A 22,196-nucleotide genomic window follows, 5' to 3' on the forward strand; every position below is an offset into this window, starting at 1 on the left:
GAAAGCCTTGCCGCCTTTTCTTTTTGCCGTGATATCCTCTGCCCAGGGCAGGCACAGCAAACCCGCCTGAGAAGACCTGGGAGGAACAGACATGGTCAGCGACTTCGAGGCAGGTAACTACCGCTTTATTCCCGCCGTCTTCCAATATTCCAGCGGCGCGCAGGCAAGCGCGGGCTACGAGATCGAGCGGGTGCGCTTCGACCGCCTGTTGCCGCTCGCCGAAGGCTTCGCCCGGATCGCCGCCTACATCCAGGGCACAGGCCGGCCGCTGACGTCGTTCTGCGCCTGCGAGCTGCGTTCGCCTGCCGCCTTCACCGAAGAGGGTTTTCGCGCCTTCAACCAGCACTATGTCAAGACACTCGCCGAATGGGGCATCTATGACGGCAGCAGCAATCCGGTGGCGCGCAGCAATGTCTGCCCGGAGATCGACCCGCCGTCCGAGCCGTCGTTCTACGCCTTCTCGTTCACGCGGCCGAGCAGTGGCGCTTCGCCATCCTTCGTGATCGCAGGCGGCGCCGAGGCGCGCGGCGGCGCCGGCAGCTATCCCGAGCGCATCGTCCGCTATCGCGACCTCAGTCCGGAGGCGTGGCGGGAGAAGGTCCGCTTCACCACGGGAGAGATGGAACGGCGCCTTGCCGAGTTCGGCTTCACCTGGACCGAGACGACGAACGTGCAGGCCTATACCGTGCACGACATCCATCCCGTCATCGTCGACGAACTGGTCCACCGCGGCGCCACGCGCTCCGGCCTGACCTGGCACTTCTGCCGCCCGCCGGTGGTCGATCTCGAATACGAGATGGATTGCCGGCGCGTGCTGCGCGAGGTGGTGATCTAGGGGCACGGATCGGCATTTCCGCGAAAGCCCGCAACCGGACACGCTGCGGACACGCCAAAGCCGGCGCCAAGGTTCCGAAGCGGATTTCTCTTGTCCGCGCATCCGTCACGATTGTTCAAGTCCTGGCGCGTCGAGTTCAAGTTTTATTGACGCGCCCACGCAAAACCACAGGCTCCCGATCACGCACAAAATGATGCGACTGGTGCCCCGCGTCGCCGCACGGAGGGGCGTGGTGGAGACGCGACTGGAGCCATTGGCAGATGCCGATCATCGATACGAATGTGTTCACCCAAATCGCGAAAGGCAACATTCAGGCCGCTGAGGCACTGATCAAGATGCTCAGGGACTCCGGTTCACGGCCGGTCTATGTCGCGCGCGCCTCCTACAATGAACTGGTGCTGGGCTCTCCGACACAGGCGCTGCGCGAGGGCTATCGTGCCATCATCGATGACCTCGGGCTCGAAGTCGCGCCGGCCGGCGCGATGGCCGACCGGGTTGATCTCTACAATCAGAATATCCAGTATGAGCCGGGCCGGAACCAGCCGGGACGGATCACCGAATATGGCAAGGGCGCTGCCAAACAACGGCCGGGCGATGCATTCGTCGCGGCGGAAGCGAAGAGCCTGCGGACCGAGCTTTGGACGCTGGACGCACCGTTTGCCCGGCGTGCCGCCAATCAGGGGGTCGCGATCGCGCGCGAAAGCTCGATTCCGTATGTCGCCGGCGTCGAGAACATCGGCATGGCGCGACGGCTGCTGAAGCTGCGGCCACGGCTCAACCTGCAACTCCCCAATCTCGGCAACCTGAAGATCAAGCTGTCCAGCATCAAGATGGGCATCCGCAACGCCGTGCGGCCGCAGATACTTCGCGGCCTGGGCGTGGCCCTGCTCGAGACCGCCATCTTCGCCATCATCGGGGCGTTGCTCGATGGCTGGCAGCAGAAGAAGTACATAAGGGAAGGCCTCGAGCTGGTGGACGACCACATCAACAGCAAGTTGCCGGAGCTCGCGCCGGAGATCGCAAAGCTGCAACTGCGGCTGGACGAGGGCGAGAAGGTCTATCTCAACTACCACATCGAGATTCACATCAAGTGCACCGCGTCGTCGCACAAATGGCCGGCCTATCCGGAAAAATATCGCGACCTTCAGATCATGCAGGGCCGTGACAGCGCCAGCGTATGGGTGGCGGATTTCACCGGCATGCAGATCACGACGCAGAACAAGGAATCGCACTGGGAGGAAGAGCTCGGCATTCTCGGCGTGCGCGGCAAGATCGAGCATTTCGTTCGCTCGGCCGAGGTGGCGGTGTTCACGCCGGACGAACTTGCCGCGTTCAACGAATGCACGAGCCAATACCTGGAGCTGAAGCGCAAGCTCGGGATGGACCCGACCAACCGGGTCTGGAACGAGGAGGCGGCCGCGCTGCGGAAGCAGCTGGTGGAGGCGTTCGGCGAAGACCTCTGGTTCCTGGAGATCGAGAAGCAGACGAGCTGATGCGATTGCATTGGACGGTGACGTGAGCGGCCATTCAATGTCCGCCTGCGCCCATCAGCGGCCATTCTCATCCTTACAGATGTAACCATCTCACTCTGACGAGACATCGTTGAGTAGCGCGTGCCGCATCATTCTTGAGGTGGCCGCGCCGACACGAGCGTGGCCGAGCATCCGTCCGCGAGCCAGCATCGGCTTGCGCGGGATTGCAGCAGCGAGTTCACGATCGTGAGAGAAAGGTTCGATGATGTCCTATCATTTTCTGCTGGCGTCGTGGGGCACGCTCGGGAATTTGAGCCCGCTGCTGACCGCGGCGCGGAGATTGCGCCAGAGTGGACACCACATCCGGGTGATGGCGGATCCGGCGATGCGCTCCGAGGTCGAGGCCGCCGGCTTCGCATTCGTGGCGTGGCGCCGCGCACCGACGGGGCAGGCGGCGGATCCGGTCGACGTCTCGGACATGCAAGACTGGATGCGCAGGGCCTTGTTTGATCCTGCCGCGCTCTATGCGGCCGACATGCGCGATGAGATCGGCCGCATGACGACGGATGCCGTTCTCCTGCTTGACGCGCTGTTGGGCGCGGCAATCGGGGCGGAGGCATCCGGCGTGCCGTTCGCTCTGCTGTCGCCTCATGTCAGCATTCGGCCGCTGCCGGGAATGCCGCTGGCCACCAGCGGATTGAGCCAGCCGAAAACGCCGCGAGAGCGCGCCGAAGCTGCCGCCGCCGGTGCCAGGTTGATCGAAACGCTGAATTCGTTTTTGCCAACCCTCAATCGCGCGCGTGCCGATCTGGGCCTTCCTGCGCTGATCGATGGCATCGATCTGTTCGATCGCGCGGACCGGCTTTTGCTCGCGACCAGCCAGGCGTTCGATTTTCAAGCTGAGTGGCTGCCCGACAATTTCCGATACGTCGGACCGCTGCTCGATGTACCCAATTGGTCCAAATCTGCGCAGGCGGAGGCGTGGCGAGCGCCATGGCCGGCGGATTCGGGCCGCCCGCGCGCGCTGATCGCATGCAGCACGGGCGCGCAAGGTCAGCGCGAAATGTTTCAGAGAATCATCGATGCGATGGCAGCGGTCGACATCGATGCCCTTGCAACCGCCGGCCCCAATCTGGACCTCGCCGATCTTCGGGCTCCGAGGAATGTGCATCTGGTCCGCGGCGCGCCTCATGACCTCGTCATGAAGGATGTTTCGGTGGTGATCTCGCAAGGCGGCCACGGAACCGTCACGCGCTCACTCATCAACGCGCTGCCGCAACTCATACTGCCGATGGGGCGGGACCAGGCCGACAACGCCGCGCGCGTCGAGGCAAAGGGGGCCGGGCTGCGATTGCCGCCGACCGCCTCCGAAGCGGAAGTTGCCGCGGCGGTGAACCGATTGATTGCGGAGCCGCAATTCAAGGCGGCGGCCAGTCGCCTCGGCGCGGCCATCACGGCCGATATCGAGCGGTCCAGTCTCGTCGCGGAGATGGAGATGATCGCCGCCGCCGGCCGCGCGGCGAGACGGCAACCGAACAAGCAATCGCTTCGCAAATCCGCCTGACAGGCGCCACGCGAAGATCGCCAGTCTCGGGGCACGCAATTGTCCCCACCAAGACTGTCATCGCCCGGCTTGACCGGGCGATCCAGTACGCCGCGGCCTCTCGGCTCAATCACCGCTGCCTCTGGAATACTGGATCACCCGGTCAAGCCGGGTGATGACGCCGAGCCAGCCCAATCGATCGTGGCAATCACCGCGCCTTCGGATCCAGCGCGTCGCGCAGGCCGTCGCCGACCAGGTTGAACGAGAGAACCACCAGGAAGATCGCAAGCCCCGGCCAGATCGCCATCCACGGCGCGTTGGTGAGGAAGCGCTGCGCGGCGTTGAGCATGCTGCCCCAGGACGGTGCCGGCGGCTGCTGGCCGAGGCCGAGGAAAGACAGCGCGGCCTCCGCGATGATCGCGGCCGCGATCGACAGCGTCGCCTGCACCAGCAGCGCCGGCAGGATGTTGGGCAGGATGTGGACCAGCGCGATGCGCCAGCGCGGATTGCCCATGGCGCGCGCCGCCTCGATGTAGTCCTCGACCTTGACGCTCAGTACCTGTCCGCGGGTCAGGCGGATGAAGATCGGGGTCGCCGAGATGCCGATCGCGATCATCGCATTGCCGAGGCTCGGGCCGAGGAAGGCGGCGAGCGCGATCGCCAGGATCAGGAACGGGCAGGCCAGCATCGCATCGGTGATACGGCTGATCAGCGCGTCGATGAAGCCGCCGCGGTAACCGGCGAGCAAGCCGAGCGGAACGCCGATCGCGAGCGCAATGCCGACCGAGATGACACCGGCGAGCAGCGAGGCGCGCGCGCCGAACACGACGCGGGCCAGCACGTCGCGGCCGAGCTCGTCGGTGCCGAACCAGTGCTGTGCCGACGGCGCCTTGCGCACCAGCGACCAGCTCGTCGCGATCGGATCGTAGGGCACGATCCACGGCGCGAAGACCGCCATCAGGATGAAGAGCGAGATCACGGCGAGGCCGATCACCGCGCCCTTGCGCCGGATCAGCCGGCGCCAGGCGCGCCGCGCCGGGCTCTCCAGCGTATCGGAAGCGGCGAGGGCGACGGTTGCGAGCGCGGCGTCGGTCATCGGATCAGCCCCGCAGCCGTGGATTGACCAGGATGTAGGCGATGTCGGCGATCAAATTGAGCGTGATGTAGATCGTCGCCGTCGTCAGCACCACGCCCTGCACCACGGCGTAATCGCGGTTGAACACGGCGTCGACGATCAGCTTGCCGAAGCCGGGGATCGAGAAGATCTGCTCGGTGAGTACCGCGCCCGACAGCAGCGTGCCGAGCTCGAGCGCGCCGAGCGTGATGATCGGCGTCAGCGCGTTGCGCATCGCGTGCTTGAGGATCACCGTGCGCTCCGACAGGCCCTTGGCGCGTGCGGTGCGGACATAGTCGCTCTCCAGCACCTGCAGCATCGCGCTGCGGGTGTGGCGCATCAGGATCGCGGCGATGGCGTTGCCGAGCACGAAGGCCGGCATGATGGTCACGGCGAGGCTGGCGCGCCAGTTCTCGGAGAGCCGCACGTAGCCGGAGGCCGGCAGCCAGCCCAGTTCGATGGAGAACAGGAAGATCAGCATGATGCCGAGCCAGAAATTCGGCGTCGAGATGCCCCACAGCGCAAACAGATTGGCGCCGTAGTCCCACACCGTGCCCTTTTTCACCGCGGAGATGATCCCTGCGGGAATGCCGATCAGGAACGCGATCACGATCGCCATGCCGGCAAGTTGCAAGGTCACCGGCAGCTTCTGCTTGATCAGCTCCAGCACCGGCATCTTGTTGCGCAGCGACTCGCCGAAATCGCCCGACAGCACGCCCTTGATCCAGTAGACATATTGCACCGGGATCGGCTGATCGAGATGATACTGCGCGCGGATCTGCGCGATCACGGCGGGATCGCGCTCCTCGCCGGCCATCACCAGCGCCGGATCGCCGGGCAGCAATTGCTGCAGCGAGAAGATCAGGATCGAGACGAAGAACAGCGTCGGCACGATCTGAACCAGCCGTTTGGCGAGGAAGTTCAGCATGGCGATGTTCTTCTCCCCAACGCCGGCGCGATCACTTCAGCTTCAGGCCGACGACACGCACGAGGCCGTCGGGCATCTGCTTGTAGCCGTCGAGCTTCGTCGTGTGCGCGATGATGATGCGGCGGTGGTAGATGTAGAGGATGGCTTCGTCCTCGAGCTCCAGCTTGGCCAGCTTGGCGTAGATTGCCCGGCGCTGGGTCGTGTCGGTGGTGAGGCGGGCGTCGTCGAGCGCCTTGTCGGCCTCGGGATTGGCCCAGCCGCTGTAGTTCTGCGGCGCATCCTTGTGCAGGAACACATAGGAATTGCCGTCGGGATCGATGCGGCCGCTCCAGGCCAGCATGTAGGCCTGGTATTCGCCAGCCTCGGCCTGCTTCAGCGAGGTCGCGAATTCCGTCACCCTGATCTTCATGTCGAAGCCGGCCTCGGCGGCCATCGCCTGCACCACCTGGGCGGTGCCTTCGGTTTCCGGTCCCTTCGGCACCATGAAATCGACGCTGACCGGCGGCGTGACGCCGGCTTCCTTCAGCAGCGCCTTGGCCCGTTCGACGTTGCGCGGGCGGATCGGAAAGTCCTTCTGGTAATAGGGATGGTCCGGGCTGATCCACTGGTTGCCAGGCTTGAACTCGCCGTTGAACACAACCTGGTTGATCGCTTCGCGGTCGATCGCGAGGTCGAGCGCCTGCCGCACCTTGACGGACTGGCTGAGCGGTCCCTTGACCTTGTCCTTGCCGATATTCAGCGTGATGCCCTGATAGCCGAGCTCGATCGCACTCGATACTTTCAGCCGCGAATCCGCGCGCACGTCCTTCAGGTCGGTGGCGAGCACGCGCTCGATCAGATCGAGCCCGCCGGATTTCAGGTTGGCGAGCCGCACCGTGGCGTCGACGATCGGCAGATAGACGATGCGGTCGATGAAGACGTTGTCCTTGTTCCAGTAGTCGGCGAACTTCTCCAGCACGATGCGATCCTGCTGCACGCGCTCGACGAACTTGTACGGGCCGGCGCAGACCGGGTGCAGGCCGAACTTGTCGCCGGCGGCCTTCGCGGCTTTCGGCGACACCATCATGCCGGAACGGTCGGTGAGCTGGGCGATCAACGGCGAGAACGGCGCCTTGAGCACCAGCTTGATGGTCAGCGGATCGACGACGTCGACATGATCGACGCTGGCGAGCTCCGGCTTGCGGAACGAGCCGGGGAAGGTCAGGTGCCGGTCCAGCGAGAACTTTGCCGCCTCGGCATCGAGCGGCTCGCCGTCCTGGAACTTGACTCCGGGCCGCAGCTTGATCGTGACCTCCTTGCCGTCGGCGGAGGTCTCGTGCGACAGCGCGAGCTGCGGCACGATGTTGAGCTTCTCGTCGATGTCGAACAGCTTGTCGCACATCGCGGCAAACACGATGCGGCCGACATAGGTGCGCGCCATGGTCGGGTCGAGGATATCGGGATCCTCTGCAAGGCCGATCCGCAGCGTGGTCTGAGCCTGTGCGCTGGCTCCAAGCGACAGGAAAACGGCGGCGGCAACCGCCGCCAAACGAGACATCTTCATCACACTGTTCCCCATGTTCATGCACCCGCTTCCGGCATAGGCTTGACTGTATCAACCCCGGCGCTGCGCGCGCCTTCCGCGACGCTGCCGAAAGCCGCGACCAGTTTCTCCAGCGCCGGCGAGAAGCCGCCGTCGGTCGGCACGATGCTGTCCGGCAGCGGCAGCTCCGCGGTGCGGTGACATGCCGTGGCGTGGCCGGCGCCATCCGCCAGCAATTGCGGCTCCTCGCTGCGGCAGCGCGCGATCGTGTAGGGGCAGCGGGTATGGAAGCGGCAGCCCGAAGGCGGATTGAGCGCGCTCGGCAGCTCGCCTTCCAGAACGATGCGGCTACGCTTGGCGCGCGGCTTCGGCACCGGGATCGCCGACAGCAGCGCGCGGCTGTAGGGATGGCGCGGTGCGGCGAACAGCTGCTCGGCGTCCGCGGTCTCGACGATGGTGCCGAGATTCATCACGGCGACGCGGTCGGCGATGTGCTTCACTACGGCCAGATCGTGCGAGACGAAGATGTAGGCGAGCTTGAGCCGGTCCTGCAGGTCGCGCAGCAAATTGAGGATCTGCGAGCGGATCGAGACGTCGAGCGCCGACACCGGCTCGTCGCAGATGATCAGCTTCGGCTCGACCGCCAGTGCCCGCGCGATCGCGATGCGCTGGCGCTGGCCGCCGGAGAATTCGTGCGGGTAGCGGCGGGCAAAGCGCGGCTCGAGGCCGACCAGCCGCAGCAGCTCATCGACCCGCTCGCGGCGCCGCGCCGGCGGCACCAGGCCGTGCAGGGCCAGCGGCTCGGTCAGGATCTGGCTCACCGTCATCCGTGGATTGAGCGAGGCATAGGGGTCCTGGAAGATGATCTGCGCGTCGCGCCGGAATGCGCGCAGCTCGTTGGCATTGAGCGTGCCGAGATCGCGGCCCTCGAAGCGGACGATGCCGGCATCGGGCTCGATCAGTCGCAGCACCAACCGGCTGACGGTGGATTTGCCACAGCCGGATTCGCCGACCAGCGCCAGCGTCCGGCCGGCCTCGACCGTGAAGCTGACGCCATCGACCGCTTTCACATGCGCGGTCGGCCAGCCGAATACCGAGCGCCCGGCGACGAAATGCTTCACCAGCCCCTGCACCTCGAGCAGCGCGCTCATGACACCAGCCGCTCCAGCGGCGCCCTGATGCAGCGCGAGGCGTGGGTCGGGCTCAGCAGCGCGAGCGGCGGTGGCGCCTTGATGCAGGCATCTTCGACGAACGGGCAGCGTGCGGCAAAGCGGCAGCCGGGCGGCGGATGCATCATGTTCGGCACCATGCCCTCGATGGTGGCGAGATGCGCGGTGCGGCGGTCGAGCCGCGGGATCGAGCCGAGCAGGCCGACCGTATAGGGATGCTGCGGGTTGGCGAACAATTCGTCGACCGGCGCGCGCTCGACGATCTCGCCGGCATACATCACCGCGACCTCGTCGCAGACTTCGGCGACGACACCGAGATCGTGGGTGATCAGGATGATGGCGGCGCCGCTCGCCGCCTTGAGCTCGCGCATCAGGTCGAGGATCTGGGCCTGCAGCGTGACGTCGAGCGCGGTGGTCGGTTCGTCCGCGATCAAAAGCTGCGGATCGCAGGCCAGCGCCATCGCGATCATGACGCGCTGGCGCATGCCGCCGGACAGCTTGTGCGGATATTCGTCGATGCGCTGGTCGGGCGAGGGGATGTGGACGCTGCGCAGCAGCTCGATGGCGCGCTCGCGCGCCTTGCGCCGCGAGCCGCCGCGGTGGCGCAGGATGGTCTCGGTGATCTGGTCGCCGATGGTGAAGCTCGGGTTGAGCGAGGTCATCGGCTCCTGGAAGATCATCGCCAGCCGGTTGCCGCGCAGATCGCGCAGCGTGTCGTCGGGCACGTCGAGCAGGTCGAAACCGTCAAAGCGGATCGCGCCGGAGACGGTGGCGGATTGCTTCGGCAGCAGCCCCATGATCGCGAGCGAGGTCACGCTCTTGCCGCAACCGGATTCGCCGACCAGCCCGAGCGTGGCACCATTGGCTACGGACAGATCGACGCTGTCGACGGCATGCGTAATGCGGCCGTCATCGCCATGGAAGATGACGCGCAGGCCCTCGATCTCGATCAGCGGGCCTGCCGTCATTTCCGGCCCGTCGTTGCGGCTTCGATGGCGGCGTCGATCGTGGCGCGGTCGGTGGTGCCGGCCGGGTTGTCGCGGGTCGGCAGGAATTGTCGGAAATGCACCCAGCGCTCGCGGCTGACCGCTTCCAGCCGTTCCAGTTCGCGCAGGGGATCGGCGTGATCGTCGACGCGGAGGTCGAGGTCAGGCCATTCCTCCGTGCCGTGGATCAGGAGCGCCGCCGATTGCTTGCCGCGCTTGTCGCCGCCGGCCGCTTCGCCGGCGAACATCGCCTTGATCAGCCGTTGCGCGAAGGGAAGCTTCTCGTTCGCGTTATAGACACGCGCGGTCTCATCGAGCACCGCGGGACCCGCCAGCATGTTGCCGGCGATCGAGAAGCCGTCGCCGGCGATATTGCCGAACCAGTCGACGCAGTCCTTGCCGGAATGCGCGCCGATGCGGCCGCGTGCGTCCATAATATGCACCTGCCGGTTCTCGCGGCCGCTATCGGCCGCGAGCAGGACCGCGATCACATCGTGCGGACTGCCGCCGCCGCGCAGCAGCCTGAGGCCGTCGATGCCAAGATAGGGATTGACCAGCGCCTGTGTCGCGACGGCGCCGACGCCGGATGCGATATGTGGCACGAGCGCTCCGACCGCGAAGAACCGCGTCGCGACGGCAATGCCGAGCTGGCCGGTGGCGCTGTCGCGGGCGATGATCGACCAGGTCATCTCATCTCATCTCTCTTCTCCCTCTCCCCGCTCTTCGCGGAGCCGAGACGAGCGAAGCTCGCTCTGAGAGGGTTGGGGTGAGGGGCTCGTCCCGCAAAGACGGCGTATATCGAGTTCGGGGAGGCTCCCCCTCACCCGGAACTCATGCTGCGCATGAATTCCGACCTCTCCCCGCAAGCGGGGCGAGGTGGAATTCGGGGCACGCGCTGCAGTTCGATGTGACACGATCATTCTGCGGCGATCATCTCGTCCCTAGCGGCCCGCGGCGTAGCCTTGCATGCCGCGCGGGTTGGCCGCGGCGCGGCGGCGTGCACCGACCTTCGAGGCCGCGGTGAGGCGGCCTTCCGACCAGTCGGGCCCAATCTCCACCACATGGCCGCGGCGCTTCAATTCGTCGATGGTCGATTTCGGCACGCGATTTTCCAGCACCAGCACGCCGGGCCGCGCGGTGCGCGGCCAGAACGAGATCGGGAAATGCTCGGAATGCCAGGCCGGCGCGTCGATCGCCTCCTGCAGGTTCATGTTTGCATGGACGTGGCGCAGGAAGAACTGCGTGATCCACTGGTCCTGCTGGTCGCCGCCGGGCGAGCCCCACGACAGATACGGCTCGCCATCGCGCAGCGCCATGGTCGGCGACAGCGTGGTGCGCGGCCGCTTGCCGGGCGCCAGCGCGGCCGGGTGGTTCTCCTCCAGCCAGAACATCTGGGCGCGGCTGCCGAGGCAGAATCCGAGCTCGGGGATGACAGGCGATGATTGCAGCCAGCCGCCGGACGGCGTCGCCGAGATCATGTTGCCGGCCTTGTCGATGATATCGAAATGCACGGTGTCGCCGCGCACTTCGCCGAACCGGCCGACGGTGGGCTCACCGGCGCCCATGGCGCCGACGGCTTCGCGATGCCCTTCCGCGCGGCGCAATTTTACAACAGCGCCGAAACCTTCGACGGAGCCGGGAATAAAATCGAGCGATGCCTTGTCACGTGAGATCAGCTTGCGCCGTTCGTCATTATAGGCGTCGGACAGCAGCGTCTCGACCGGAATGTTCGTGAACTTCGGGTCGCCGTAGAACGTCTCGCGATCGGCGTAGGCGAGCTTGGCGCATTCGATCTGCAGATGGATGAAGTCGGGGCCGGCCGGATCGAGCCCGTCGAGCTCGAAACCCTTGAGCAGCGCGAGTTGTTGCAGCATCACCGGGCCCTGGCTCCAGACACCGGCCTTCTGCACGGTGTAGCGGCCGTAATCATAGGTCAGCGGCGCCTCGATGGTCGGCTCCCAGCGCGCCATGTCGTCGGCGGACAGCACGCCGCGATGCGGCGAGCCGGAGACGTCCATCACCTCCTGGGTGCGGCAGAACTTGTCGATCGCCTCGGCGACGAAGCCCTTCGACCAGGCCTGGCGCGCACGCTCGATCTGGGCGACGCGGTCGCCGCCTGCACTCTCCGCGTCCTGCAGGATGCGCGTGTAGGTCTCCGCCAGCCGCTTGTTGGTAAAGATGGTGCCGGGCCTCGGCACCTCGCCATTGGGCAAATAGACGTCGGCGGACGTCGTCCAGTATTTTCGGAACAGCTGCTCGACGGTCTGGATGGTCGCTGAGGCGCGCTCGACCAGCGGAAAGCCGTCACGGGCGTAGGCGATCGCGGGCTCCAGCACGTCGCGCAGCTTCAATGTGCCGTAGTCGCGCAGCAGCAGCATCCAGGATTCGAAGGTGCCGGGTACGCAGGCGGCGAGCAGGCCGGTGCCGGGCACCATGTCGAGGCCTTCGCTGCGATAATGCGCAATGGTTGCCTTGGCGGGCGCCGGGCCCTGGCCGCAGATCACCTCGGTCTTGCCGCGGTTGACGTCGTGCACGATGACCGGAACGTCGCCGCCCGGGCCGTTCAGATGCGGCTCGACCACCTGCAGCGTGAAGGCGGTCGCGACGCCGGCGTCGAAGGCGTTGCCGCCTTTCTCAAGCGTGCCCATGCCGACCGCGGTGGCGATCCAGTGCGTCGAGGTGACGACGCCGAACGTGCCTTCGATTTCGGGGCGAGTTGTGAACGGATCGGGGTTGATGTTGCTCATGCGGCTTCACCATTTCTTGCTTCTTGCGGCGCGCGCACTTGATCACAGGCGGACTGGGATGCCAACCGTCTGGTGGACATAACGCCTCGCATCCGCGTGATCACGCGGGGACGGTGGCGGCCGGACTGTTGACGGCGTGGCAGGCGACGCCGTCGATCAGGTCCGGCGCTTTTTGCCGGCACAGGTCGAAGGCGAGGGGACAGCGCGGGTTGAAGGAACAGCCCGGCGGCGGATTGATCGGGTTCGGGATCTCGCCCTTGACCGGAATGCGCTGGCGGCCGGACATCGCCAGATCCGGAACCGCGCCGAGCAGCATCTTGGTGTAGGGCATTCGCGGGTTTTCGAACAGTTTGCGGCCGTCGGCGATCTCGACGATGCGGCCGAGATACATCACGCCGATCCGGCTCGCCATGTGGCGGACGACCGCGAGATTGTGGCTGATGAACAGATAGGTCAGGCCGAACTTGTCCTGCAGATCGCGCATCAGATTGAGGATCTGCGCCTGCACCGAGACGTCGAGCGCAGAGGTCGGCTCGTCGCAGACGATGAATTCTGCCTCGGATGCCAGCGCGCGGGCGATCGCGATGCGCTGGCGCTGGCCGCCGGAAAACTCGTGCGGGAATTTAAGGCCGTCGTCGGGGTGCAGGCCGACCAGCGAGAGCAGCTCGCCGACCCGGGCCTTGATGTCGCGCTCGCCCTGGATCAGGTCGAAGGCGCGGATCGGCTCGGCGACGATGGCATCGACCCGGAATCGCGGGTTGAGGCTCGCATAGGGATCCTGGAAGATCATCTGGATGCGCCGGCGCAGGCGGCGGCGCGCCTGGGCCTGCCGCGGGTCGGTCATCGAGACGCCGTCGATGACGACTTCGCCGGAGCTCGGCGGCAGCAGCCCGACCACCATGCGCGCGACCGTGGTCTTGCCCGAACCTGACTCGCCGACCAGCGCAAAGGTCTCGCCGCGCTTGATGTCGAAGCTGACGCCGTCGACGGCTTTCAGGAATTCGAGATGGCCGCCTTCCAGCACGCGGTTGAGCCACGGCTTCGAGACGTCGAAGACGCGGCGCAGGTTCCTCACGTCGATCAGCGTCGCGCTCATGCCGCCGTCTCCTTCGCCGGATCGAACAGATGGCAGGCGACGGCTTGCGTGCCCTGTTTGATCGGTTCGGGGCGATCGACACGGCAGCGGTCGAAGACGAACGCGCAGCGCGGATTGAACGGGCAGCCCGGCGGGATCGCCGACAGCCGCGGCATCGAGCCGGGAATCTGCACCAGCCGCTTGTCCTCGCCCGCCAGCGTCGGGATCGCACCCATCAGGCCCTTGGCGTAAGGATGCAGCGGGTTGCGCACCACCTCCTGCACCGGGCCGATCTCGGCGATGCGGCCGGAATACATCACCGCGACGCGGTCGCAGGTCTCAGCGATCACGCCCATGTCGTGAGTCACCAGCATCACCGCGGTGCCGTGGTCGCGGCCGAGCCGCTTGATCAGCGCGATGATCTGCGCCTGCACCGAGACGTCGAGCGCGGTGGTCGGCTCGTCGGCGATGATCAGCTCGGGCTCGGCGCAGATCGCGAGCGCGATGACGACGCGCTGGCGCATGCCGCCGGAGAATTCGTGCGGATAGCCGTCGATGCGCTTCTCCGGCGCCGGGATGCCGACCTCGGCGAGCAGGTCGATGGCGCGCTTGCGCGCGGCGGTTTCCGTCAGGTTGGTGTGGGTGCGGATGGTCTCGATGATCTGGTCGCCGATCCGGTACAGCGGATTGAGGCTGGTCAGCGGATCCTGGAAGATCATGCCGATCCGCTTGCCGCGGATGCGGCGGATCTGCTCCGGCGGCAGATGGTCGATCCGTGTGCCCGACAGCTCGATCTCGCCGCCGGAGATGCGGCCGGGCGGGTCGATCAGTCCGATCACCGCAAGTCCGGTGACCGACTTGCCGGCACCGGATTCGCCGACCACGCCGAGCACCTCGCCCCGCGCGATGTCGAACGACACGCCGTTGATGGCGCGCAAGGTGGCGCGGCGGGTGACGAATTCCACCTCGAGGTTGCGGACTGAGAGGACAGGCTGGGTCATCGGAGCTTCGGATTGAGTGCGTCGCGCAGCCAGTCGCCGAGCAGGTTGATGGACAGGATCAGGCCGGCCAGCGCGATGCCGGGGAAGGCGACGATCCACCATTCGCCGGCGAACAGATAATTGTTGCCGATCCGGATCAGGGTGCCGAGCGAGGGCATGGTGTCGGGCATGCCGGCACCGAGGAACGACAGCGTCGCCTCGGTGATGATCGCCAGCGCGAGGTTGATGGTGGCGATGACGAGGATCGGGCCCATCGTGTTCGGCAGCACGTGCCGCAGCATGATCTTCGGCGCCGGCAGGCCGATCAGCTGCGCCGCCGCGACGTAATCCTTGTTCTTCTCGACCATCACCGAGCCGCGCACGGTGCGGGCATACTGCACCCAGAAACTGAGGCCGATCGCGATCACCAGCACGCCGAGCGTGCTGGTTTCGTCGAGCTTGTTGCCGAGCAGCGATTTGGCGATGCCGTTGACCAGGAGCGCGATCAGGATCGCCGGGAAGGTGAGCTGCACGTCGGCAATCCGCATGATGACGCCGTCGACCGCGCCGCCGAAATAACCGGCGATCAGCCCGAGCCCGATGCCGAGCGCGCCGGCGAAGACCACGCCGGCGAGGCCGACCGCGAGCGAGATGCGCAGGCCATAGAGGATCGCCGAGAACACGTCGCGGCCCTGCTCGTCGGTGCCGAGCAGGAACGGACTCTGACCGTCCGCGGTCCACAACGGCGAGATTCGCGAGTTCATCAGTTGCAGCTGCGCCGGATCGAACGGGTTCTGCACCGCGAGCCAGGAGGCGAAGATCGCCAGCAGGAAGAACAGCAGCGTGATCGCGGCGGCGACCATCGTCAGCTTGGAGCGGCGGAACGAATAGAAGATGTCGCTGTCGAGCGCGCGCCTGAACCAGCCGGCGCCGGCCTTGCTGTTATCTCGATGGGGAACGACGGCGTCGGACATCGGTCAGGCCCTCACGACGCGCGGCCGACGGTCGAGCGCAGGCGCGGATCGACCACGGTGTAGAGGATGTCGACCACCAGGTTGATGGTGACGAAGATCAGCGAGACCATCAACAGATAGGCGGCCATGATCGGGATATCGACGTTTTGCACGGCCTGCACGAACAGAAGCCCCATGCCCGGCCACTGGAACACGGTTTCGGTGATGATCGAGAAAGCAATAACCGAGCCAAACTGCAGTCCGGCCACGGTGATCACGGGGACCAGCGTGTTCTTCAGCGCGTGGCCGAAATGGATCGCGCGAGTGGTCAGCCCGCGGGCGCGGGCGAAGCGGATATAGTCCGTGCGCAGCACCTCGAGCATTTCGGCGCGCACCAGCCGCATGATCAGTGTCATCTGGAACAGCCCGAGCGTGATCGACGGCATGATCAGCGCCTTCAGGCCGGAGACGGTGAGTAGCCCGGTGGTCCACCAGCCGAGCTTGACCACCTCGCCGCGGCCGAACGAGGGCAGCCAGCCCAGCGTCACCGCAAAGAGATAGATCAAGAGGATGCCGATCAGGAAGGTCGGCAGCGAGATGCCGATCAGCGACACCGCCTGGAACAATTTGGCGAGCACGGTGTCGCGGCGTAGCGCCGAATAGACCCCCATCAGGATGCCGGCCACCATCGCGAACAGCGTCGCGCAGATCGCAAGCTCCAGCGTCGCCGGCAGGCGTTCCGCAAGCAGCGAGGAGACCGGCAAGCGGAACTGGTAGGATACGCCGAACTTGAATTGCAGCGCATTGATGAAGTAACGGCCGAATTGCACCAGCACGGGATCGTTGAGGCCGAGCGACTGCCGGATTTCGGCGCGCTGCGCCGCCGACGTGTCGATCGAGACGATCTGGTTCACCGGGTCGCCGGCGAAGCGGAACATCGCGAACGCGATGACGCCCACGGCGAGCATCACGCCGATTGCCTGCAGGAAGCGGCGAAGAGTGAAAGCGAGCATCTCTACCTTTCACTGCTTTTAGCATTTGGCGCGCGGCGCTGCACGGCCTGAAAACGAGAGGTCCCGGAAGCAGGCGCTTCCGGGACCTTATTCGCGACAGCCACTATTCACCCTGCTTGGTCGCCCAGTAGAGCAGGACCTGATTGTCCGCGCGCTGGATCAATTTGACCTTCTTCGATACGCCCCACACCAGCGGTTGCTGATGCAGCGGAATGTAGCCGTAGTCCTTGATGACGATTTCGTAGGCCTGCTTGATCAACTGGTCGCGTTTGCCGGTGTCGCTCTCGACCAGCACCTTGTCCGTGAGCGCGTCGACGTCCTTGTTGCAATAGCCGCCGAGATTGGCCTCGCCCCGGGTCGAATCCTTCGGATCGTCGCGGCAGCCGAGGATGTCGTGCAGCACGTTGTGGGAATCGGAGGTTGCGGGTGTCCAGCCGAGCATGAAGAACGACGTCTGGTAGCCGCCGGGCTTCAGCACCTTGGCGAAATACTGCGCTTTGGGCTGCGCGAGCAGGTTCACCTTGACACCGATGCGGGCCAGCATGCCGACCACCGCCTGGCAGATCGCCGCGTCGTTGACGTAGCGGTCGTTCGGGCAATCCATCGTGACTTCGAAGCCGTTCGGATAGCCGGCGTCGGCGAGCAGCTTCTTGGCGCCATCAGGATCGAGCTTCGGCCGGGTGAATTCCTTCGACAGCGGGTAGAGCTCGGGGGCGATCATCAACGTCGAGGGGGTCGACATGCCCCGCATCACGCGGGTCTTGATCAGATCGACGTCGATCGTCTTGTAGAAGGCTTCGCGGACCCGGATGTCCTTGAACGGATTCTTGCCCTTGACGTTCGAGAAGAGAAGCTCGTCGCGCGCCATATCCATGCCGATGAAGATGGTGCGGATCTCCGGCGCGGTCATGACCGTGGCGTTGCCGCTTGAATTGACGCGCTGGATGTCCTGCAGCGGAACCGGCTCGATCACGTCGACCTCGCCCGAGAGCAACGCCGCGACGCGGGTGGCGTCGGAGCCGATCGGCGTGAAGATGATTTCCTTGAGATTGTGCTCCGGCTTCTTCCAATAGCCCGGAAACGCCTTGTAGACGGTCTTCACGCCGGGCTGATGGCTTTCGATCGTGAAGGGACCGGTGCCGTTCTCGTGCAGCGCGGCGTAGCTCGGCGTTGTCGCCGAGGCCGGCGTCGGAGCGACCGAGCCGTTCGCCTCGCTCCACTTCTTGTCCATGATGTACCAGCTATCCCATTGCGAAATCAGGATGGGATTGGGCGAGTCCAGCGTCACGTCGACGGTGTAGTCGTCGACCTTGGTGAACTTGGCATCGGCCGGCACGTTGCTGAGGAAGTTGGAGCCCTTGGCACGGACGCGGTCGGCGGAGAACAGCACGTCATCGGCAGTGAAGGGGTCGCCATTGTGGAATTTCACGCCCTTGCGCAGATGGAAGCGCCATTTGGTCGGGCTCAGCGTCTCCCAGCTTTCGGCGAGCGCCGGGATGATCTTGAGGTCCTTGTCGCGCGCTGTCAGGCCTTCATAGACATGGGCGTGATGCGCGATCGTGGTGGTTTCCTTCAGCGTGTAGGGGTCCAGCGATTTGAGCTCGCCCTGGTTGGCGTAGCGCAGTGTCTGGGCCGATGCCGGCAGCGCACAGGCAATCAACGCGACGGCAGTCGCCGCAAACAAACTCCAACGTACCGACATATGTCCCGATCCCCGCTTATTGTGCGCCGGTTGGCCTGTTATCCAAATTGCCTTGTCCGGCTGCTCTTTATCCGGCCATGTTGCCAGAGTTTGCAGGCCGCGCAAGCTCGATTTCCCAAAGGGTTAATCGGCGGTGCGGGTGCAGCATGCCAAGGGGAAACAGGATAGGCGATCGATGCGAGCAACCGACATTCAACTTTCGGCGGTCCGGAGCGCGAATGCACGTGTTTGCGGCTGCCGGGGTTTTCCCGGCATCAAATATGACGTGCGACGGCAAGCCCGCGTTTGCCATCCCGGGCGATTTGCCGCGGACGGGTTTGGCTGACATAACGGATGATTGAGGCCGGATCGGCGATGGGGCAGGTTGGGTCGCTTGCATGATTCACCCTGTCGTGGCGATACTGATGCAGGCCAGGCGCATTGAGGAGGCGGTTATGAAGGTCAATGTCGAGATAGATTGCACGCCCCTCGAAGCGCGGCAGTTCTTCGGGCTGCCGGACGTGGCGCCGATGCAGACCGCCGTGATGGACAAGCTGCAGCAGCAGATGTTGTCGAACATCGAGAAGATCTCGCCGGAATCGCTGATGCAGAGCTGGTTCACCTTCGATCCCAAGCTTGCCGAGCGCTTCCAGGACATGTTCGTGACGATGGCCGGGCTCGGCGGCATGGGCAAGAAGGACAAGAGGTAGCGGCGTCATGGACAGGAGCGCCGAGGTGACCGAACGCCGGTTGCGCCCGCCAAGCCTGTTCCTGATGCTGGCCGAGGCCCGCGGCGTGCTCGAACTCAATTCGAGCCTGCTGCTGTCGCCGCTGCTGATGCAGGCGCCGAAGGGCGACGGCCATCCGGTGCTGGCGCTGCCGGGCTTTCTCGCCAGCGACCTCTCGATGGCGCCGATGCGGCGCTATCTGAAGGAGCTCGGCTACGACGCCTATGCCTGGAACATGGGCCGCAATCTCGGCGGCATCGCCTCCCGGCGCGGCGCGCTGCGCGACCTCTTGAAGCGGATCCATGAGGCGACAGGGCGCAAGGTCTCGATCGTCGGCTGGAGCCTCGGCGGCGTCTACGCGCGCGACCTGGCGGCGCAGATGCCGGAGCTGGTGCGCCAGATCATCACGCTGGGCAGCCCGTTCGCCGACGACATCCGCGCCACCAACGCGACGCGGCTCTACGAGATCCTGTCCGGCGAAGGGGTGGACGACATCCCGGAGGTTCGCGCGGCGATCGCCGGCGACATGCCGGTGCCGACCACCTCGATCTATTCCCGCACCGACGGCATCGTGAACTGGCGCACCTCGCGCCTGCGGCCGTCGGCGACCGCGGAGAACATCGAGGTGCATTTCGCCAGCCATATCGGCCTCGGCGTCAACCCGGCGGCGCTGTGGGCGATCGCCGACCGCCTCGCGCTGCCGGAGGGTGAATTCCGGCAATTTGAGCGGTCCGGCCCCTTTGCCATTGCCTACGGGCCCGCGGAACAGGCACTATCCTGACTGAATGACGAGAAGCGCCGCCAAGGCGCCCGTGTCAGTTGGCTCTCGGAGGGAATCATATGAGCGACGCCAAGAAGCTGTCCTCGCTGGACGCATCGTTCCTCTATCTGGAAACCCCGGAAATGCCGATGCATGTCGGCAGCATGGCGATCTTCCGCCTGCCCGACGGCTACAAGGGGGACTTCTTCGAGGAGTTCAAGGCGATGATCGCCTCGCGGCTGCATATCGCGCCGATCCTGAAAGCTCGGCTGCAGAAGGCACCGCTCGACATCGACCATCCGTCCTGGGTCGAGGACGACCAGTTCGACATCGACCGCCACATCTTCCGCGCCAGCCTGCCGGCGCCGCGCGACCGCGCCACGCTGGAGCGCATCGTCGGCTGGATGCATGCCAAGCTGCTCAACCGTGCCCGCCCGCTGTGGGAGTTCTACGTCTTCGAGGGCATGAAGGACAACGAGATCGGGCTCTATTCCAAGATGCACCATGCCTGCATCGACGGCGGCGCCGGCGCGGCGCTGACCAGCATGATCTACGACCTGACGCCGGTGCCGCGGCAGGTCGAGCCGCCGAGCGCGAAGAAGGTCGCGCAGGAGCCGCGCGACATCGCGGCCAACCTGATCGATGCCTATCAGCAGCTCTGGACCCAGCCGTTCGAGGCCGCTGCCACCGCGCAGAAGAGCCTCGAGCTGCCGCGCTCGGGCAAGAGCGACCTCGGCTCGATCCTGTTCGACAACGCCATGTTCCAGATCGAGAACGCGGTGAAGTTCGCCGGCAGCATGCCGACGGTGATGAAGAGCCTGTCCGACGTCGTCGCCAAGGTCGCCGATCCCAGATCGCGCGAGAGCCTGCAGGCGATGGCCTCGCCGCCGACCATCCTCAACAAGGCGATCTCCTCGGAGCGCAGCTTTGCCGGCACCTCGATCTCGCTGTCGCGCGCCAAGGCGCTGGCCAAGGCCTCCGGCGGCAAGCTCAACGACGTCGTGCTGGCGCTCGCCTCCGGCGTGGTGCGGCGCTATCTGCTCAGCCAGGGCGCGCTGCCGAACAAGTCGATGACCGCGGGCGTGCCGATCTCGCTGCGCGAGGAGGGCAACGCCGACGCCAACAACCAGGTGTTCGGCATGATCTGCTCGATCGCGACCGATGTGGAAGATCCGAAGAAGCGGCTCGAGACCATCATCGCGCAGTCGACCAAATCCAAGGAGATGTCGCATCCGCTGCGCGCTTTGGTGCCGCAGGTCTCCAACATCTCGCTGCTCGGTGCGCCGATCCTGGTGCAGATCATGGCGCTGCTCTACAGCCGATCCGATCTTTCCAACGTGCTGCCGCCGGCGACCAACATCACGGTCTCCAACGTGCCGGGGCCGCGGCAGACGCTGTATGCCGCGGGCGCCGAGCTGCTGCACATCTTCCCGGTCTCGATCTCGACCCACGGCGTGGCGCTCAACATCACCGTGCAGAGCTACCGCGACCAGCTCGATTTCGGCTTCATCGTCGGCGCCAACATCATTCCGCATGTGCAGGTGATGTGCGACATGCTGCCGCTCGAGTTCGATGCATTGGAGGCCGCGTTCGCGCCTCCGCCTGCCGACGTCAAGGGCGCGGCCGAATAGGGGTTTCCGCCGATGATCGAAATGCCGCCGCTGCAATTCGCCGAGACCAACGGCATCCGCATGGGCTTCTACGAAGCAGGTCCCAAAACCGACGCGCCACCCGTCGTGCTGTGCCATGGCTGGCCGGAGCTGGCGTTCTCCTGGCGCCACCAGATCAAGGCGCTGGGCGACGCCGGCATCCGCGTCATCGCGCCCGACCAGCGCGGCTATGGCGCGACCGACCGGCCGGAGCCGGTCGAGGCCTACGACATGGAGCATCTGACCGGCGACCTCGTCGGGCTGCTCGATCATCTCAAGATCGACAAGGCGATCTTCGTTGGCCACGACTGGGGCGGGTTCGTCGTCTGGCAGATGCCGCTGCGGCACCCCTCGCGGGTCGCGGGCGTCGTCGGTGTCAACACGCCGCATTGGGACCGGGCGCCGGTCGACCCGATCGCGCTGTTTCGTCAGCGCTTCGGCGACCACATGTACATCGTCCAGTTCCAGGACCCGGCGCGCGAGGCGGACCGCATCTTCGGCAGCCGGGTCGAGCAGACCTTCGACGCCTTCATGCGCAAGCCGGTGGCGCGTCCGCCGGGCACGCCGGAGGAGGAGCCGATCGCCGGCGTCGGCGCCTCGGCCCGGCTCAATTTGGCGTTTCCGCAGATGATCGCCAATTACGACGCCAGGCATGATCCGCGCACGCCGATCCTCTCGGCCGAGGAGAAGAAGGTGTTCGTCGACACCTTCACCAAGACCGGCTTCACCGGCGGCATCAACTGGTATCGCAACTTCACCCGCAATTGGGAGCGCTCGGCCGGGCTCGACCATACCGTGCGGGTGCCGTCGCTGATGATCATGGCCGAGAACGACGCGGTGCTGCCGCCCTCCGCCGCCAACGGCATGGAGCGGCTGGTGCCTGATCTCGAGAAGTATCTGGTCAGGGACAGCGGCCATTGGACGCAGCAGGAAAAGCCCGACGAGGTCAGCGCCAAGCTGATCGAGTGGCGTAGAAAGCGGTTTGGTTAGGCGTCATCCTGAGGTGCGCGCCGTCTTCGGCGCGCCTCGAAGGATGAGAGG

At 65.5% G+C, this 22,196-nt stretch carries 19 protein-coding genes; 7 read left to right on the plus strand and 12 right to left on the minus strand.

The window, feature by feature from the left end:
* Window positions 1-91 precede the first annotated feature (91 nt).
* From cnbZ to JQ633_RS17200, 3 genes are all read left to right on the plus strand, one after another.
* Window positions 92-835 carry a 2-amino-5-chloromuconate deaminase CnbZ gene (cnbZ, locus tag JQ633_RS17190; RefSeq protein WP_211986235.1) on the plus strand — a complete coding sequence of 248 codons (744 nt, stop codon included), beginning with the start codon at window positions 92-94 and terminating at the stop codon, window positions 833-835.
* 260 nt (window positions 836-1,095) lie between these two features.
* Window positions 1,096-2,328, plus strand: coding sequence for a hypothetical protein (locus tag JQ633_RS17195; RefSeq protein WP_211986236.1), 1,233 nt, complete (start codon window positions 1,096-1,098; stop codon window positions 2,326-2,328).
* 241 nt (window positions 2,329-2,569) lie between these two features.
* Window positions 2,570-3,871: a glycosyltransferase gene (locus tag JQ633_RS17200; protein WP_349631569.1), complete on the plus strand. Its 1,302-nt coding sequence runs from the start codon at window positions 2,570-2,572 to the stop codon at window positions 3,869-3,871.
* Between the two features lie 187 nt (window positions 3,872-4,058).
* Here JQ633_RS17200 and JQ633_RS17205 read toward each other — a convergent pair whose 3' ends face one another.
* The 12 genes from JQ633_RS17205 to JQ633_RS17260 all read right to left on the minus strand — a co-directional run bounded on the left by JQ633_RS17205 (window position 4,059) and on the right by JQ633_RS17260 (window position 18,039).
* Window positions 4,059-4,946 (minus strand): ABC transporter permease, encoded by an 888-nt coding sequence (locus tag JQ633_RS17205; protein WP_211986237.1) that lies wholly within the window; start codon window positions 4,944-4,946, stop codon window positions 4,059-4,061.
* A 4-nt stretch (window positions 4,947-4,950) separates the two neighbouring features.
* Window positions 4,951-5,892 (minus strand): ABC transporter permease, encoded by a 942-nt coding sequence (locus JQ633_RS17210; protein ID WP_211986238.1) that lies wholly within the window; start codon window positions 5,890-5,892, stop codon window positions 4,951-4,953.
* 31 nt (window positions 5,893-5,923) lie between these two features.
* On the minus strand, window positions 5,924-7,435 hold the full coding sequence (locus JQ633_RS17215) for an ABC transporter substrate-binding protein (protein WP_211986239.1): 1,512 nt from the start codon (window positions 7,433-7,435) through the stop codon (window positions 5,924-5,926).
* A gap of 17 nt (window positions 7,436-7,452) precedes the next feature.
* Window positions 7,453-8,565, minus strand: coding sequence for an ABC transporter ATP-binding protein (locus tag JQ633_RS17220; RefSeq protein WP_211986240.1), 1,113 nt, complete (start codon window positions 8,563-8,565; stop codon window positions 7,453-7,455).
* Window positions 8,562-9,551, minus strand: coding sequence for an ABC transporter ATP-binding protein (locus JQ633_RS17225; RefSeq protein WP_211986241.1), 990 nt, complete (start codon window positions 9,549-9,551; stop codon window positions 8,562-8,564). Before JQ633_RS17225 ends, JQ633_RS17220 begins: the two co-directional genes overlap by 4 nt.
* Window positions 9,548-10,258 (minus strand): DUF1028 domain-containing protein, encoded by a 711-nt coding sequence (locus JQ633_RS17230; protein ID WP_211986242.1) that lies wholly within the window; start codon window positions 10,256-10,258, stop codon window positions 9,548-9,550. Before JQ633_RS17230 ends, JQ633_RS17225 begins: the two co-directional genes overlap by 4 nt.
* 252 nt (window positions 10,259-10,510) lie before the next feature.
* Window positions 10,511-12,316 (minus strand): gamma-glutamyltransferase family protein, encoded by a 1,806-nt coding sequence (locus JQ633_RS17235; RefSeq protein ID WP_211986243.1) that lies wholly within the window; start codon window positions 12,314-12,316, stop codon window positions 10,511-10,513.
* A gap of 100 nt (window positions 12,317-12,416) precedes the next feature.
* A complete protein-coding gene (locus JQ633_RS17240; protein WP_211986244.1) occupies window positions 12,417-13,412 on the minus strand; it encodes an ABC transporter ATP-binding protein in 996 nt (331 codons plus the stop codon).
* Window positions 13,409-14,392 carry an ABC transporter ATP-binding protein gene (locus JQ633_RS17245; RefSeq protein ID WP_211986245.1) on the minus strand — a complete coding sequence of 328 codons (984 nt, stop codon included), beginning with the start codon at window positions 14,390-14,392 and terminating at the stop codon, window positions 13,409-13,411. The genes JQ633_RS17240 and JQ633_RS17245 overlap by 4 nt, the downstream gene beginning before the upstream one ends.
* Entirely contained in the window at window positions 14,389-15,345 is a 957-nt protein-coding gene (locus JQ633_RS17250; RefSeq protein ID WP_211986246.1) for an ABC transporter permease, read from the minus strand. The genes JQ633_RS17245 and JQ633_RS17250 overlap by 4 nt, the downstream gene beginning before the upstream one ends.
* A gap of 11 nt (window positions 15,346-15,356) precedes the next feature.
* Complete coding sequence (locus JQ633_RS17255) at window positions 15,357-16,337, minus strand: ABC transporter permease (RefSeq protein WP_211986247.1); 981 nt, start codon at window positions 16,335-16,337, stop codon at window positions 15,357-15,359.
* A 103-nt stretch (window positions 16,338-16,440) separates the two neighbouring features.
* The gene (locus JQ633_RS17260) at window positions 16,441-18,039 is read right to left on the minus strand and encodes an ABC transporter substrate-binding protein (protein WP_211986248.1); all 1,599 of its coding nucleotides are present in this window, start codon (window positions 18,037-18,039) and stop codon (window positions 16,441-16,443) included.
* Between the two features lie 434 nt (window positions 18,040-18,473).
* On the opposite strand from JQ633_RS17260, the gene JQ633_RS17265 reads away from it, so the two are divergent.
* From JQ633_RS17265 to JQ633_RS17280, 4 genes are read left to right on the plus strand one after another with little or no spacing between them, the layout of a single operon-like run.
* Entirely contained in the window at window positions 18,474-18,728 is a 255-nt protein-coding gene (locus JQ633_RS17265) for a DUF6489 family protein (protein ID WP_211986249.1), read from the plus strand.
* Between the two features lie 7 nt (window positions 18,729-18,735).
* Complete coding sequence (locus JQ633_RS17270) at window positions 18,736-19,527, plus strand: esterase/lipase family protein (protein ID WP_211986250.1); 792 nt, start codon at window positions 18,736-18,738, stop codon at window positions 19,525-19,527.
* A 59-nt stretch (window positions 19,528-19,586) separates the two neighbouring features.
* The gene (locus JQ633_RS17275) at window positions 19,587-21,137 is read left to right on the plus strand and encodes a WS/DGAT/MGAT family O-acyltransferase (protein ID WP_211986251.1); all 1,551 of its coding nucleotides are present in this window, start codon (window positions 19,587-19,589) and stop codon (window positions 21,135-21,137) included.
* Between the two features lie 12 nt (window positions 21,138-21,149).
* Window positions 21,150-22,145 carry an alpha/beta fold hydrolase gene (locus tag JQ633_RS17280; RefSeq protein WP_211986252.1) on the plus strand — a complete coding sequence of 332 codons (996 nt, stop codon included), beginning with the start codon at window positions 21,150-21,152 and terminating at the stop codon, window positions 22,143-22,145.
* Window positions 22,146-22,196 lie beyond the last annotated feature (51 nt).

It is taken from the genome of Bradyrhizobium tropiciagri (assembly GCF_018130505.1).
Taxonomy (GTDB): domain Bacteria; phylum Pseudomonadota; class Alphaproteobacteria; order Rhizobiales; family Xanthobacteraceae; genus Bradyrhizobium; species Bradyrhizobium tropiciagri_B.

What these genes read in the sequence shown, in the direction of transcription:
- cnbZ (WP_211986235.1), top strand. Translation starts at nt 92, where the DNA reads ATGGTCAGCGACTTCGAGGCAGGTAACTACCGCTTTATTCCCGCCGTC.
- JQ633_RS17195 (WP_211986236.1), top strand. Translation starts at nt 1,096, where the DNA reads ATGCCGATCATCGATACGAATGTGTTCACCCAAATCGCGAAAGGCAAC.
- JQ633_RS17200 (WP_349631569.1), top strand. Translation starts at nt 2,570, where the DNA reads ATGATGTCCTATCATTTTCTGCTGGCGTCGTGGGGCACGCTCGGGAAT.
- JQ633_RS17205 (WP_211986237.1), bottom strand. Translation starts at nt 4,946, where the DNA reads ATGACCGACGCCGCGCTCGCAACCGTCGCCCTCGCCGCTTCCGATACG.
- JQ633_RS17210 (WP_211986238.1), bottom strand. Translation starts at nt 5,892, where the DNA reads ATGCTGAACTTCCTCGCCAAACGGCTGGTTCAGATCGTGCCGACGCTG.
- JQ633_RS17215 (WP_211986239.1), bottom strand. Translation starts at nt 7,435, where the DNA reads ATGAAGATGTCTCGTTTGGCGGCGGTTGCCGCCGCCGTTTTCCTGTCG.
- JQ633_RS17220 (WP_211986240.1), bottom strand. Translation starts at nt 8,565, where the DNA reads ATGAGCGCGCTGCTCGAGGTGCAGGGGCTGGTGAAGCATTTCGTCGCC.
- JQ633_RS17225 (WP_211986241.1), bottom strand. Translation starts at nt 9,551, where the DNA reads ATGACGGCAGGCCCGCTGATCGAGATCGAGGGCCTGCGCGTCATCTTC.
- JQ633_RS17230 (WP_211986242.1), bottom strand. Translation starts at nt 10,258, where the DNA reads ATGACCTGGTCGATCATCGCCCGCGACAGCGCCACCGGCCAGCTCGGC.
- JQ633_RS17235 (WP_211986243.1), bottom strand. Translation starts at nt 12,316, where the DNA reads ATGAGCAACATCAACCCCGATCCGTTCACAACTCGCCCCGAAATCGAA.
- JQ633_RS17240 (WP_211986244.1), bottom strand. Translation starts at nt 13,412, where the DNA reads ATGAGCGCGACGCTGATCGACGTGAGGAACCTGCGCCGCGTCTTCGAC.
- JQ633_RS17245 (WP_211986245.1), bottom strand. Translation starts at nt 14,392, where the DNA reads ATGACCCAGCCTGTCCTCTCAGTCCGCAACCTCGAGGTGGAATTCGTC.
- JQ633_RS17250 (WP_211986246.1), bottom strand. Translation starts at nt 15,345, where the DNA reads ATGTCCGACGCCGTCGTTCCCCATCGAGATAACAGCAAGGCCGGCGCC.
- JQ633_RS17255 (WP_211986247.1), bottom strand. Translation starts at nt 16,337, where the DNA reads ATGCTCGCTTTCACTCTTCGCCGCTTCCTGCAGGCAATCGGCGTGATG.
- JQ633_RS17260 (WP_211986248.1), bottom strand. Translation starts at nt 18,039, where the DNA reads ATGTCGGTACGTTGGAGTTTGTTTGCGGCGACTGCCGTCGCGTTGATT.
- JQ633_RS17265 (WP_211986249.1), top strand. Translation starts at nt 18,474, where the DNA reads ATGAAGGTCAATGTCGAGATAGATTGCACGCCCCTCGAAGCGCGGCAG.
- JQ633_RS17270 (WP_211986250.1), top strand. Translation starts at nt 18,736, where the DNA reads ATGGACAGGAGCGCCGAGGTGACCGAACGCCGGTTGCGCCCGCCAAGC.
- JQ633_RS17275 (WP_211986251.1), top strand. Translation starts at nt 19,587, where the DNA reads ATGAGCGACGCCAAGAAGCTGTCCTCGCTGGACGCATCGTTCCTCTAT.
- JQ633_RS17280 (WP_211986252.1), top strand. Translation starts at nt 21,150, where the DNA reads ATGATCGAAATGCCGCCGCTGCAATTCGCCGAGACCAACGGCATCCGC.